Here is a 12,605-nt window from a genome sequence, read left to right on the forward strand (position 1 = left end):
AAATTTAGGTGGCAATTTTTTTATACTGCGAAGTAATTGTGAAGCCTGATGGTAGAGGAGCGTGATAGGTATCACGGTTATAACCTATTTTAACGAAACAAAATGCTAAATGGGCCTCACAATACCCATTATTGGCTGCCACAATATTACTTACAATTAGCATAATATAAGCTTGATATGACTATGCTGCGTAAACCACAAAATAGACATTTACTAATAAAACAAGCGGCTATTTAATGCTAAAAGCTTAAGTATCACTAATATTTATGATTAATCTAGTAACCAAAAATGGAGTTTTCATGTCAATAAAATTAAGACGTACTAAGATCGTGACCACTTTAGGGCCTGCGACAGATAAAGATAATGTGCTCGAAGATATTATTAAAGCAGGCGCTAGTGTTGTACGAATGAATTTTTCACATGGTTCAGCTGAAGACCATATCATTCGAGCTGAAAAAGTCCGTACTATCGCAGCAAAACTCGGTATTCATGTCGCTATTTTAGGTGATTTGCAGGGCCCAAAAATTCGGGTGTCCACGTTTAAAGAAGGAAAAATCCAGCTTATTATTGGTGACAAATTCACGCTAGACAGCGATCTTGAAAAAGGACAAGGCGATCAACATGCTGTCGGCGTAGACTATAAAGAGCTACCAAACGATGTCTATTCCGGTGACATATTGTTACTTGATGATGGCCGTGTACAACTTAAAGTTCTGTCGGTAGAAGGTGCTAAAGTTCATACAGAGGTAACTGTAGCCGGTCCATTATCCAACAATAAAGGGATCAATAAAAAAGGTGGTGGTCTATCTGCTGACGCTTTAACAGAAAAAGACAAGCAAGATATTCTCACCGCCGCAAAAATTAAAGTTGATTACCTTGCCATTTCCTTTCCTCGTAATGGCGAAGATATGAATTATGCACGCCGATTAGCACGTGATGCTGGCTTAGAAGCCAAATTGGTAGCAAAGGTAGAACGCGCTGAAACTGTCGCCAGTGAGGCTGCAATGGACGATATTATTCTTGCCTCTGATGTAGTGATGGTTGCTCGTGGCGATCTTGGGGTAGAGATTGGTGATCCTGAGCTTGTTGGCGTTCAAAAGCAGTTAATACGTCGCGCTCGCAGCTTGAATCGTAATGTGATCACAGCAACTCAAATGATGGAGTCTATGATTAACAGTCCAATGCCCACTCGAGCAGAAGTAATGGATGTGGCAAATGCGGTTTTAGATGGTACCGATGCAGTGATGTTATCTGCAGAAACAGCGGCTGGACAATTTCCGGTTGAGACAGTGAAATCAATGGCTGAAGTCTGTGTTGGGGCAGAAAAAATGCCATCTATTAATGTATCTAATTATCGTCTAGATCGTAAGTTTGCCTCGGCTGAAGAAACTATAGCGATGGCAACTATGTATTCTGCTAATCATATGGAAGGCATTACTGCCATGATTTCATTAACAGAATCTGGTCGTACTGCGTTAATGATGTCACGTTTAAGTTCCGGTTTACCTATTTTTGCTTTGTCTCGTAACGAAAGTACATTAAACCGCGCTGCTCTTTATCGTGGCGTTACACCTGTTTATTTCGATAATGATGCAGGATCTGGTCTACCCTCTGCCAATCAAGCGATTCAAACACTTAAAGACAAGCACTTATTAACTAAGGGCGATATTGTCATTATCACCCAAGGGGATGTGATGGACTTAGTCGGTTCAACCAACTGTATGAGAATTATTGAAGTCGAATAGTAAATCGTCTAAATATAATAAAGGATCTCAATCAGCCTAATGCCGTTAACTTAAGAAACAACGGCATTTATTCATAACGGACGATTACTTGGTATCTAGCCAACGTTTATTCGAACGAATATAGGCTGATTGATGAATCATCTCGGGTTGATTCTTTAAGCTAGAAAGTAATTCAATGTACTTGATTCCCGCTTGTATTCCCATTTGATAATCATGTTCTAAATCATCAAGCTTACTTAACAGCGAGGAAGATTTTAAAGGTTGCTCTGGCGCAATTTGTAATACGTAGCAATCATCCGGTGGATTGAGCATAAAATTATGTGTCATCGAATAAGTTTGGTGATGCACTAAAAGCATATCCATTAAACCAGCATCAAATTGATCACCCATTAAATGACACAAGCGATACACATCACTTCCTCCAAATAACCATCGACCACCATTTAATAACGGCTTATGTTTATCCGTAATTACTTGTAATGATTTCTCAATTCTTTGTTGAACAAAACTGCTTAAATCTTGCCTCCAACCAGCGGTACGCTTAACAATTCTATCTTGTAGAGCTTCAAAATGGTGATTTAAACCAACACGATTTAAAAATGTTTCGGTCGTTTCATCTTCAATTTCTATAGGTAAGCCAATAGGTTCAGTCCGAATGACGCTAATCAAACGCGCACTTTGTCGCCATGCTTCTTGTGCAGGAATAGATGCAGATACGCCACCATCAATATATCGATGTCCATTAATCTGTACCTCTTTACGATAAAGGCCAGGAATAGCACAGGTAGCTCTCAGCACATCAATCCAATCTGTCACCATGATAGGTAAATATTCATCATGCAAATCAGCAACATTGGTCACTGCAGCAAAAGCATCCCTTTCACCAAGAGAATAGCGAGCTACATCCATATCCAGCCAATAAGGTGGACTATGAAGCTGCTCAAAAGCCCAATCAAGATCAAGCCTTTGTTTGTGTCGAACATGAGCAAATAAGCGGAAAAAATCAGGTGTGGTAGTTAAATCGGTAATAAAAGCCTTCCCCAAACCAACTTGTCTGGAAAGAAAAGACGTAATATTTAAAGCTCCCGCCGAAGTACCATAAAATACATCAAATGGGTCAACGGAAGCTGCAAGAAGGCTGTCTAATACGCCAGTAGTAAAAATGCCTTTCTGGCCACCACCCTGAGTAACTAAAGCATGCCTTCCTTTTGAATATTTGTTTAAGATATCATGATCAACAGAAGTATTTTCATTTGTCACAATCCCACTGTTATTCACATAACCTCCAACAATTTACACAATAAAATAATCTAATAAATGGTCACAATAGTCACGAAGGTGGCCAATACAACCATAATGCTGCCAATTATAGATAAGGCAATTTTAAAATCACAACTCATAATAATACTCCTAGAGGTAAAAACAATGGAAATTCTAATTCACAAGATTTCTTAAAATTTAGCACAAAATATCGTCACGCATCAAAAAATTGAACATTTAAACAACATATAGAACATGATCGACTGCAAAATATAAATAATGCAAATAAATAAAATATCAGAGCATAACACTATCAGTGGACACTCAAGCAGTTAATCATAACATAATGATAAAAATATCAAGTACGATTATTTATACTAGCAACATCCTCACAATTGACTTACCTATTGCGTTCTTTTTTCTCTACCGATACTCTAACTCTAGGGTAAAGTGAATAACTCCACTTTCTTGCATTACGATTTCACACTATTAGCATAATAATCTAAAAAGTCAGCACAGTTGCAGAACAAACACCCAAAAACATTTGGAACGCTAACTTGGACGGATACAGTTACAGAGGATGTAAATATGAAACGAGAACAATGGGGCTCACGTACGGGCTTTGTTCTAGCAGCAGTTGGTTCAGCCATCGGGCTAGGAAATATTTGGCGCTTCCCATACATGGCGTATGAAAATGGCGGCGGTGCTTTCTTTATCCCATACCTTTTTGCCATGCTCACCGCTGGTATTCCCTTTATGATTTTAGAATTCACTATGGGCCATAAATTCCGTGGTGCAGCGCCAAAGACGCTATCTAAAATCAATTCTAAGTTTGAATGGCTTGGTTGGTTCCAAGTAATGATTGCGGCGGTGATTGGTGTTTACTATATCGCGATTATTGGCTGGTCAATATCTTATGTGGGCCTTGCCGTTAATCAAGGTTGGGGTACCGATCCTAACGCCTATTTCTTTGGCGAATATCTACAACTTGGCTCAGACAACAGCCCAAGCAAGCTAGGCAGCATTCAATGGCACATTGCAATTCCTATGATTGTAGCTTGGGGCATCACCTTCGCCGCTATTTTCAGTGGTGTTAAAGGTGGTATAGAACGCGCTGGTAAAATTATGATGCCAGTACTATTTATCATGGTTATTGCTCTGATCGGCCGTATGATTTTCTTACCTGGTGCATTAGATGGTTTGAACTATTTATTTGAGCCTGATTTCAGTAAATTAACCGATCCAACAGTATGGGCAGCGGCTTATGGGCAGATTTTCTTTACCCTATCCGTTGGTTTTGCCATCATGCTTGCTTATTCAAGTTACCTACCAGAAAAGTCAGATATCAGTAATAATGCCTTAATGACAGTTTTAATTAACTGTGGCTTCTCAATCGTCGCAGGTATTTTGATCTTCTCAGTACTTGGTTATATGGCTCAAGAGCAAGGTAAAGCATTAACGGATGTAGTTAGCGCTGGTGTAGGCCTTGCATTTGTGACAATTCCGGCTGCTATTAATTTATTGCCAGCTCCTTACATTTTAGGCCCACTATTCTTCTTAGCGTTAGTGGTTGCAGGTCTAAGTTCGCACATTTCCATCATTGAGGCGGTTACATCAGCGTTTATCGATAAATTGAAATGGTCACGTAAAAAAGCGGCCTCGATAGTCTGTGGTGTGGGCTTATTAGTTTCTCTTTCATTTGCAACAAACGGTGGTTTATTGCTATTAGATTTAGTTGACTTCTTTATCAATAATATTGCTCTACTAGCAAGTTGCTTGATTGAGTTGTTACTAGTTGGCTGGTTATTTAAATTAGCAGATATCCGTGAGTACGCTAATAAAATTTCTGAAGTGACTATCGGTGTTTGGTTTGACTTATGTATTCGCTTCCTAAGTCCAATAATGATTGCGATTATCCTCGCGAATAAAATCATTACAACCGTAACTGATGGTTATGGTGGCTACGAGATATCAGATCTACTTACGCTAGGCTGGGGCTTAATTGCTGCCATGCTAGTTATCGCTATCGTTGTTAACTCTAAAAAATCAAAAGAGGCCTAATATGACTACAGGTGCAATCATTATGATGATCATTGGCCTTGGAATTACATGGGGTGGTGCAGCCCTTTGCATTCGAAGAGCAATGAACAGTAAATAAATAATACAAACTTGAAAGCCCATTAACTTCAAACGGAGTTAATGGGCTTTTTTATTTGATCATCATATCAGGATTTTTTTATAAGGCGTAGCGGATGCCAATCGCTCCTTGAAATTCCAGATCAAAGTCATCGGGTATATTAATAGCAGGAGCCAACTGTATATAAGTATCCCAGCGGCTAGCAAAGTTCCAATCAAGGCCAAAAGGTGCGCGTATACCGTAATCATGGTCAGAATCGTGATGCTTATGCCAGTTGCCATTACTGTCATACTCGCCACAATCATTATGGCAGGTCTCATCCCAATCATAAAAGCCGCCTACCGATGCATACCAAGTAAAAGGTAACTGAGGGCTAAATTTACCGGTTAGGAAAATATAATCACTGGCGATCCCATCACTACCAATAGAGAGGTTAATCTGATTATTAAACTGAGCGGTAACGCTAGCGCCTCGATCAAATGACCCACCAATTTTAATATCAGAATTATTTGTATAAGACGGTACTTTGGTATTTGTTCTGACACCTTCATCCGCGATTGTAAGTGTACTTACTGAAGTCAGTATCAATCCTAACGTGGCAGTACATACATATGATTTCATGATTATTCCCTTTCCTTTCATTTTCAATGCGGATGTTTTTATCACGAAATAAGTATGACTTCGCTTTATTCACGTCAAATTTTAGTTAAAAAAAAAGCCAGTAGAGTTATTCTACTGGCTAGTCATTACATTTATAGCAAAAATATCAGTCTTTAATATTCAACTACTTTCGTTGCAAACTTCTTATCATGCCACGGCTGATTTGAGTGCGTTAAATATTGTGCCCCACTATATAAAACATAGAGACCTAAACTCGCAACACTTAGGTAGATTTTCTGAAATTCACGCTTTAAGTAACGTGATTGCGTCATAGGTTCATCAGTTACTGATTCAACTGAAAGACGCAAAAAATAACGTGAAAACGAATTACCTAACAACCGATAGCATAACCAGTGATACCCCATATACACACCAATCGTAATAAGCATTACGCCGATAATAATAAGTAGCAACACTGGTAACGCTATTGCATCATGAAACGAAACGGTCACTCCTGTCCCTTGGGAAGCATAAGATAGCACCCCAAGGTAGATATCTTTCGCTATCATGGCAAACATCTGCACAATAGCGATATCAATAACAAATGACCCGAGTCGTTTATATTTTTGCTTAAAGCTCATTAATTAACGGCCAAGCTTAGCGTTAATTGCTGCTTTATACCCAGCAGCTTGAGCACCATAAATAGCTTGAATTGCAGTAGCACCAACTTTAACTAAACCTTTAGCGCCAAGCTCTTGGGTCCAGTATGTGTTGTCTTTCACTAATCCACTATCTTTTACTGAGATACGTAAACGAGTGATACAAGCATCGACATCAACGATATTGTCTTGACCACCTAATGCTTCAATCATTTGGTCAATTAAAGGATCGCTACCATCTTTACCTGCTGCTTTTGCTGCATGGAAATCTTTCTTCGATACAACTGCAACCGCACTACCTTTACGACCCGGAGTTTTCACGTCAAATTTAACGATATACCAACGGAATAGGAAGAAGTAGATTGGCGCATAGAAAGCACCTACGATTGGGATGTAGTACCAGTTGTTTTCAGTACCAGTTAAACCTGGCAACATACCAAACAAACTGAAGTCAATGAAACCACCACTAAACGTCATACCAACTTTAACATTCAACAAGTCCATTAACATGAACGAGATACCGGCTAGAGGCACGTGAATGAAGTAATAAAGAGGTGCAGACAAGAATAGGAAAGTGAACTCGATTGGTTCAGTAATACCAGTCAAGAATGCAGTTAATGCGATAGAGAATAATAAACCACCGGCAACTTTCTTGTTCGCGTCATCTGCTAATGTATACATCGCATATGCTGCTGCTGGAAGACCAAACATCATGAATGGGAATTTACCCGTCATAAAGTTAGTTGCAGAGAATTGTGAGTAATCACCATTTGCAAGTGATGCAAAGAAGATGTTTTGCGTACCTTTTACAAGATGACCTGCGATCTCAGCGGTTCCACCGATCTCACTTTGCCATAGCGGCAAGTAGAATACGTGATGAAGCCCGACAGGGATTAGTGAACGCTCAATAATACCGAAGATAAATGATGCAATAAAACCATTACCTGATGCTGTCATTTCGCCAAGGCCAGCGCCGATAGAGCCAAACAATGCACCGATATATGGCCATACAAATACTAATGCGATACCGTAAAACAATGCAGAGAATGCAGAGATAATCGGAACAAATCGTGCACCAGCAAAGAAGCCTAGATAATCAGGCAAAACCACATCATGGTATTTGTTGTGTAGTAATACAGTTAGACCACCAGCAATCAAACCACCGAACACACCCATGTTCAGCGTATTTGAAATACCCAGAGTATTACCTAAAATACCTGCGTAATGTGTGCCCATAAGAACAACAGTATCGCCATCAACCATGCCAGAAACAGCAAGGGTTTTAGCAATCGCAACATTCATTACTAGGAAAGAAATTGCAGCAGCTAAAGCAGCAGAACCTTTCTCTGCACGAGCAAAACCAATCGCAATAGCTAAAGCAAACAATAATGGAAGGTTACCAAAAACGATATCACCAGTTGCTGTCATAATTTGTAGGAAATTATTAAGAACTGTACCTTCTTGTAAAATTGAAATGTTGTATGCTTCAACCATGCTCTGGTTAGTAAAGCTTCCCCCGATTCCCAACATAATACCTGCTGCTGGTAACAGTGCTATCGGAAGCATTAATGCTTGCGATAATTTACTAAAAAAGGCCTTCATAACCCCTTACTCCTTAATTTATAATTATGTTTACTAAATATTACAAGAATAACTTAGTTTGCGTACCTTATTCGCGTCTTTATATGTTGTCAAACCATTAAGAGCCTCATAGACGAAAGACTGCTACTTTTTTGATCTAATTTAATTTAAAGCGTGAAAAAATTCCTAAAAAAGCCTCGATTGTGATCGATATCACGAAATTATCATCATTTTTTGACGGTTAAAATTCGAACTAAAAATGTACATTCATACCATTATCAGCGACGATTAATAAATAATTCTTGAAAATTTAATGTCGTAATTTGTTGTACTTCCTCTAGCTCACACTGTTGCAAAATAGCCAGTTTTTTAGCCACATCGACAACATAAGCTGGTTGATTCTCTTTTCCTCGATGGGGCACTGGCGCGAGGAAAGGAGAGTCGGTCTCAATCAGCAATCTTTCCAAAGGCAGTTTTTTCACTACTTCTTGCAGCTCTATAGCTTGATTAAAGGTAATAATTCCAGATAAAGAAATATAAAATCCAAGCTCCATTGCCGACTCTGCAAAAGCGAGATCTTCTGTAAAGCAATGAATCACGCCTCCACATTTTTCAGCATGCCCATCCTTCAATAAATCTAAGGTTTCCTTTCGAGCATTACGGGTATGGATAATCAAGGGCTTGTTTAATTCAACGGCTAATTCAATATGTTGTTGAAACAATTCAGTTTGGCGCGCAGCGGTTTCAGGCTGATAGAAAAAATCAAAGCCAGTCTCCCCTATTGCCACCACTTTAGGATTTTGAGCAAACATCTTAAATTGCTCATAATCAAAATCACTTTCGCAATCGAGTGGATGGACACCACAAGAGGCATGCACGTTATCAAAAGGTTCTATCATATTGAGCATGTTAGGAAAGGCCTCTAATGTCACACCTACACTTAACATTTGTTCGACACCTACTTGTTTCGCTTTTGCAATAACATCAGCCACATCAAGGTGTAAATCGTTGTAGTTAAGCTTATCTAAATGGCAATGTGAATCTATGAACATGCGTGATCGTTCCAAATTTAAATGTTGAAAATAAAGGGTAATTAAAGCAGATAGTTTATGAATGGGTAAACTTTAGCAACCAATCAACAATCAGCAACTCACTATTAAGCCCGCTTGATGTGATTAATAGCCATTGTAACTTAAGTAACTCATGATATTGCTCATATGCCTGTTGATACGATAATAATTGAGATAATTGAATGAAATTTGGATTTTTAATATCCTGCGACATACCAAAATGTGATTTTTGAATATCAGTTAATATATAGAGTAGCCAGCGAATTTTCTCTAAGGGTTCAATTTTAAACATCACCTGTGCTTCTGAAATTCTTAATTGCTTAGTTTGAATTAACTGGAGCATCAATTTCTGTAGCGCTTCAAATTCTGAGGCTTTACCTTGCTCAATAAATGATACCGCTAACAAAGGTGAATCCGCATACATCTTTATGCATTGCCAATCAACCATAGAGCTATCGCGAGACGAGGTTTGCTCATTCAACCAATCCAAAAACTCTGATTTATCCAGAGGCTTAACTTGCCATATTTGACAGCGACTAATAATAGTTGGGAGTAAGCGTGATTTATCCGTACTCAATAATACAAAGTTGCATTGCTGTGGTGGCGTCTCCAACGTTTTTAATAAAGCGTTTGCCGCTGATTCATTCATGGCCTCAGCCGGCGAAATAATAATAATACGCTTACCACCAAGTTGAGATGACTCTAAAGCTAACCGATTAGCTTCACGAACTTGATCAACAACAATGCTTTTACCTTCTTTTTCGGGTCTAACCCAGTGAATATCAGGGTGGTTTCCACTTTTGCTAAGATCGCAGCTATGACAAAATCCGCACGCCTCTTCAGTCGCATTTTTACACACAACCGCCATGGCCAATTTTTCAACAATAGATTCAATGCCTGTGCCAGATTTTGCTTGGCATAAAATTGCATTAGGTAAGGATTGTTGTCGTAAAAGATCTTGCCAATGCTGCCATGTAGTGGCTAGCCAAGGATATTCCGACATTCAATAATGCTCCTACTTCAAAAAATCAATAGTTAATTCAACCAAACTGTTAAAGCTTGGCGGATGTCCGACGTTACAGACTCTAAATCTTGATTAGCATTTATGGTAATGATTGAAGCATCTAGCCCTGCGGCTTCTAAGTAACGCGCCCGTACACGCTCAAAAAAGCCAAGATCCATCTTCTCGATACGATCAAGCTCTCCACGCCCACGTGCGCGCTCTAAACCAATCTCTGGGTCAATATCCAAATACAAGGTTAAATCTGGTTTAAAGTCCCCTAATGTAGTTCGTTTCAAATTAGTCATAATATCAGGATCTATTTGACGACCACCACCTTGATAGGCTTGTGATGACAGATCATGTCGATCACCCAACACCCAATGACCGTTTGCTAATGCTGGCTTAATGATATTTTCCACCAGTTGTACCCTTGCTGCATACACCAGTAATAATTCGGTAATATCATGTAATATTTCGCCATCATGATCCTCTTTTACTAAGCTACGCATTTTTTCAGCTAAAACGGTTCCTCCAGGCTCGCGCGTCTGAACCACGTCCGTGATACCGTTCTGATTAAAAACATCTAAAACCGTGTTAATAGCCGTGCTTTTCCCTGCACCTTCCAAGCCTTCAATTACTACAAATTTTGCATTAGCCATCATTTATTTTTATTCGCTTTTAAAGTTTTAAGGTAATTTCGTACTGCGCGATTATGTTCAACAAGCGACTTAGTAAATATATGCCCACCATTACCACTAGCCACAAAGTATAAATAATTGCTTTGTTCAGGATTTAATGCCGCTCGAATTGATTCAACACCCGGCATCGCAATAGGGGTTGGTGGTAATCCGTAAATCACATAAGTGTTATAATCCGTTGGTGTTTTTAGATCTTTACGCGTGATATTTCCATCGTATTTATCGCCAATACCATAAATGACGGTTGGATCAGTCTGCAACCTCATATGTTTATTTAGTCGATTCACAAAAACAGAAGCAACTCGTCTACGCTCAGATTCAATCGCGGTTTCTTTTTCGATAATCGACGCCAGAATTAATGCCTCATAAGGGGTTTTTAATGGTAATCCATTACTGCGGCTTTCCCATGAACGCTCTAGTTCTTTTTTCAACGCTCGATGAGCTCGGCTTAATATTTCTAAATCACTCATGCCACTGGTGTAATGATAAGTTTCGGCAAGAAGTAATCCTTCTAATTTAGCCTTATCTTCGCCTAAGTAATCGGCGATTTGAGCTTCCGTCATATCCGATGTTTTATGGACAAGCTCTTGAGCATTTTTTAGCTGTAGTAGCCATTCACTAAAACGGCTACCTTCAATAAAGGTAATTGAAAATTGGTGCTCTTTGCCAGCAACCATCATGGCTAATAGTGATTGTAAAGACTGGTTTGGTGTAATTTGAAAGGTTCCTGCTTTTATTCGCACAAGTTCTGGGTACAAACGAGGCAATAAACGGGAAAACGGTATCGATTTTAGCCACTTTTGCTTCTCCATTTTATGCAGAGCACTTCTTAACGTCATACCATTAGAAACCGTTAACAATTGTGGAGACTCAACCATAATTGGCTGTTCAATATATTGTTGCACCTGGTTTTTTACATAAAATAGAGCACCAATCACAACAATAATAAGTATGGAAAGCAATATAAGTAGTTTCTTTATCACGGGTTTAGCTTCTCCTGAAAATCACGTGTTTTAGTACCAACTGGGTAACTCTGTGGTTCACTATCCAACATTGTATCAATACTTATAACAGGAACAATTCCGTGCAAGGCATTTGATATAAAAATTTCATCTGCATCAGATAAATCTTGCAATAAATAAATACCGATTTTAGGCGAAAGTGAAAGCGATTGAGCTAATTCCAAAACTTGGTGCCGCATCGTACCTGCCACACCGCAATAACTCAAATCTGACGTGTATAGGCGGTCGTTTTTTATCCAAAACAAATTTGAAGCACTGGTTTCTATGACTTTATTATTTAAATCGCATACTACAACATCATCATACGATAAGTGCTCTATTTTGGATTTAATCAATACTTGCTCTAATCTATTATTGTGTTTTATTCCTGCCAATAATGGATTTAAACCCAAAGCAATTGAACTAACGCCTAACCTTACACCATGGTGTTGCCAATGCTTATAATGTGATGGATAACTGAAAGCTTGGATAGTCACTTGAGGGGAATCGGCACCCATGGCACTATAGCCTCGCCCACCACATCCACGGCTGATATGAATTTTAATACCGCTATATTTCTGCCCTAATGAAGGCTCTGAGAGCAACACTTTCTTTAGCCATGCTTGAACCATTAACCAATCTGGCTTTGCGATATTTAAAACTGACAAGGCTTTATCTAGGCGTTGTTGGTGTAAATACCAATGTTGAATTTGTCCTTCAACGATCAGCATCGTGGTAAAGCAGCCATCCCCATATTGAAATGATCGGTCGCTTATTGATATTTGAGATTGCTCATTACCATTAACATAGAACATTGAGTATTTGCTTCCTTTTGGACTTTAAATAAAAAA

The 12,605-nt window shown here is 39.0% G+C and carries 12 protein-coding genes; 3 read left to right on the plus strand and 9 right to left on the minus strand.

Translation table 11 applies throughout. From position 1 onward, the window contains the following. The first annotated feature begins 299 nt into the window (after window positions 1-299). Window positions 300-1,745, plus strand: coding sequence for a pyruvate kinase (gene pyk / locus HC725_RS00365; protein ID WP_190329780.1), 1,446 nt, complete (start codon window positions 300-302; stop codon window positions 1,743-1,745). 84 nt (window positions 1,746-1,829) lie between these two features. Here the strand turns inward: pyk and HC725_RS00370 are convergent, their stop codons facing one another. After that, window positions 1,830-3,023: a patatin-like phospholipase family protein gene (locus HC725_RS00370; protein WP_190329781.1), complete on the minus strand. Its 1,194-nt coding sequence runs from the start codon at window positions 3,021-3,023 to the stop codon at window positions 1,830-1,832. A gap of 570 nt (window positions 3,024-3,593) precedes the next feature. Here HC725_RS00370 and HC725_RS00375 point away from each other — a divergent pair. Further along, the gene (locus HC725_RS00375; RefSeq protein ID WP_190329782.1) at window positions 3,594-5,066 is read left to right on the plus strand and encodes a sodium-dependent transporter; all 1,473 of its coding nucleotides are present in this window, start codon (window positions 3,594-3,596) and stop codon (window positions 5,064-5,066) included. Between the two features lies 1 nt (window position 5,067). Continuing rightward, window positions 5,068-5,163: a MetS family NSS transporter small subunit gene (locus tag HC725_RS00380; RefSeq protein ID WP_190329783.1), complete on the plus strand. Its 96-nt coding sequence runs from the start codon at window positions 5,068-5,070 to the stop codon at window positions 5,161-5,163. Between the two features lie 78 nt (window positions 5,164-5,241). Here the strand turns inward: HC725_RS00380 and HC725_RS00385 are convergent, their stop codons facing one another. The 8 genes from HC725_RS00385 to pabC form a co-directional block, all read right to left on the minus strand. Beyond that, window positions 5,242-5,763, minus strand: coding sequence for a hypothetical protein (locus HC725_RS00385; protein WP_190329784.1), 522 nt, complete (start codon window positions 5,761-5,763; stop codon window positions 5,242-5,244). A gap of 152 nt (window positions 5,764-5,915) precedes the next feature. Continuing rightward, window positions 5,916-6,383: an RDD family protein gene (locus HC725_RS00390; protein ID WP_190329785.1), complete on the minus strand. Its 468-nt coding sequence runs from the start codon at window positions 6,381-6,383 to the stop codon at window positions 5,916-5,918. 3 nt (window positions 6,384-6,386) lie between these two features. Further along, complete coding sequence (locus HC725_RS00395) at window positions 6,387-8,003, minus strand: PTS transporter subunit EIIC (protein WP_190329786.1); 1,617 nt, start codon at window positions 8,001-8,003, stop codon at window positions 6,387-6,389. Window positions 8,004-8,260: 257 nt separating this feature from the next. Then, window positions 8,261-9,034, minus strand: a complete 774-nt coding sequence (locus HC725_RS00400; protein WP_190329787.1) for a TatD family hydrolase — start codon at window positions 9,032-9,034, stop codon at window positions 8,261-8,263. Window positions 9,035-9,089: 55 nt separating this feature from the next. Next, complete coding sequence (gene holB / locus HC725_RS00405) at window positions 9,090-10,055, minus strand: DNA polymerase III subunit delta' (RefSeq protein WP_190329788.1); 966 nt, start codon at window positions 10,053-10,055, stop codon at window positions 9,090-9,092. 32 nt (window positions 10,056-10,087) lie between these two features. Then, window positions 10,088-10,714 (minus strand): dTMP kinase, encoded by a 627-nt coding sequence (gene tmk, locus HC725_RS00410; protein WP_190329993.1) that lies wholly within the window; start codon window positions 10,712-10,714, stop codon window positions 10,088-10,090. Further along, on the minus strand, window positions 10,714-11,736 hold the full coding sequence (mltG, locus tag HC725_RS00415; protein WP_190329789.1) for an endolytic transglycosylase MltG: 1,023 nt from the start codon (window positions 11,734-11,736) through the stop codon (window positions 10,714-10,716). The genes tmk and mltG overlap by 1 nt, the downstream gene beginning before the upstream one ends. Beyond that, on the minus strand, window positions 11,733-12,569 hold the full coding sequence (pabC, locus tag HC725_RS00420) for an aminodeoxychorismate lyase (protein ID WP_190329790.1): 837 nt from the start codon (window positions 12,567-12,569) through the stop codon (window positions 11,733-11,735). The genes mltG and pabC overlap by 4 nt, the downstream gene beginning before the upstream one ends. Window positions 12,570-12,605: the final 36 nt, after the last annotated feature.

Source organism: Vibrio sp. S17_S38, assembly GCF_014694375.1.
Lineage (GTDB): Bacteria > Pseudomonadota > Gammaproteobacteria > Enterobacterales > Vibrionaceae > Vibrio.

Coding starts and splice junctions, on each gene's coding strand:
- pyk (WP_190329780.1), top strand. CDS start 300: ATGTCAATAAAATTAAGACGTACTAAGATCGTGACCACTTTAGGGCCT.
- HC725_RS00375 (WP_190329782.1), top strand. CDS start 3,594: ATGAAACGAGAACAATGGGGCTCACGTACGGGCTTTGTTCTAGCAGCA.
- HC725_RS00380 (WP_190329783.1), top strand. CDS start 5,068: ATGACTACAGGTGCAATCATTATGATGATCATTGGCCTTGGAATTACA.
- HC725_RS00385 (WP_190329784.1), bottom strand. CDS start 5,763: ATGAAATCATATGTATGTACTGCCACGTTAGGATTGATACTGACTTCA.
- HC725_RS00390 (WP_190329785.1), bottom strand. CDS start 6,383: ATGAGCTTTAAGCAAAAATATAAACGACTCGGGTCATTTGTTATTGAT.
- HC725_RS00395 (WP_190329786.1), bottom strand. CDS start 8,003: ATGAAGGCCTTTTTTAGTAAATTATCGCAAGCATTAATGCTTCCGATA.
- HC725_RS00400 (WP_190329787.1), bottom strand. CDS start 9,034: ATGTTCATAGATTCACATTGCCATTTAGATAAGCTTAACTACAACGAT.
- holB (WP_190329788.1), bottom strand. CDS start 10,055: ATGTCGGAATATCCTTGGCTAGCCACTACATGGCAGCATTGGCAAGAT.
- tmk (WP_190329993.1), bottom strand. CDS start 10,714: ATGGCTAATGCAAAATTTGTAGTAATTGAAGGCTTGGAAGGTGCAGGG.
- pabC (WP_190329790.1), bottom strand. CDS start 12,569: ATGTTCTATGTTAATGGTAATGAGCAATCTCAAATATCAATAAGCGAC.